The sequence below is a fragment of the Novosphingobium sp. FG90 genome (assembly GCF_057808725.1).
On the sequence record NZ_JBMDIO010000106.1, the window covers coordinates 1 to 1,058 of the forward strand.

1 protein-coding gene is annotated in these 1,058 nt (G+C 62.7%); it reads left to right on the forward strand.

The genetic code is table 11. The features are described 5' to 3' along the window. The first annotated feature begins 95 nt into the window (after nt 1-95). Nucleotides 96-1,042, forward strand: a protein-coding gene (locus ACODRZ_RS26725; protein ID WP_155188001.1) for an IS630 family transposase whose coding sequence is annotated in 2 segments (ribosomal slippage) — nt 96-432 and nt 432-1,042 — 948 coding nt in all. Because the reading frame shifts where the segments join, the coding sequence is not laid out codon by codon here. Nucleotides 1,043-1,058: the final 16 nt, after the last annotated feature.

Genomic DNA, 1,058 nt, shown 5'->3' on the forward strand with positions numbered 1-1,058 from the left:
TTAGAGCGGTTTTCGACCGCTATGAGTCATTCGGGGATTCCCACCGGGCGTGATTTCTGATTCAGAATCCGTGCTGGTGAAGGAGGCCGGCATGGATGGGCCAACCTCTATCGATGGATTTGCGCAGGCGGCTTCTGGCGGCGATTGATGAGGGGATGAGTTGCCGTGCTGCGGCGGCTCGCTTTGGTGTCGCGCCGTCGACGGCGATCCGCTGGCAGGATCAGCGGCGCAGGACCGGCAGCTTTGCTCCCAAGCCTCAGGGTGGCGACATGCGCTCGCGCCGGATCGAGGAGCGGCGAGCAGATATCCTCGCGGTGTGGGAGGCGCGCAAGGACATCTCGCTTGAGGAACTGCGCCTGGCGCTGATCGAGCTCGGCCTGCACGTCTCGGTGGCCGGGCTTCACCGCTTCTTCGTTCGTCACGCAATGACGCGCAAAAAAAGACTGGCCATGCGATCGAGCAGGACCGCCCCGACGTCTTGAGCCAGCGGCATGAATGGTTCGATGGCCAGCTTGATCTCGATCCCGAGCGGCTCGTGTTCATCGACGAAACCTGGACCGCGACCAATATGACCCGCAGCCATGGCCGCTGCACCAGGGGCCAGCGCCTGCGGATGGGCTTCCCGCACGGTCACCGCAAGACGACCACGCTGGTCGCGGCACTGCGCATGACCGGCATGGTTGCACCGATGGTGCTCGACGGGCCGATCAACGGCGACTGGTTCGAAGCCTATGTCACTCAGGTGCTCGTCCCCGAACTGCGGCCCGGCGATGTCGTCGTCATGGACAATCTGTCGAGCCACAAGCGTGCTTCGGTGCGCGAGTTGATCGAAGCAGCTGGCGCAACCTTGCGCTTCCTCCCGCCCTACAGCCCCGACTTCAACCCCATCGAGAAGGCCTTCTCCAAGCTCAAGGCCATGCTCAGGAAGATCGGTGAGCGGACAGTAAGCGGCCTCTGGGCACTGATCGGCCGGCTCGTCGACATCTTCCAGCCGCGCGAATGCGCCAATTACTTCAAGTCGTGTGGATATGATCCGGACTGATCGAAAACCGCTCTAA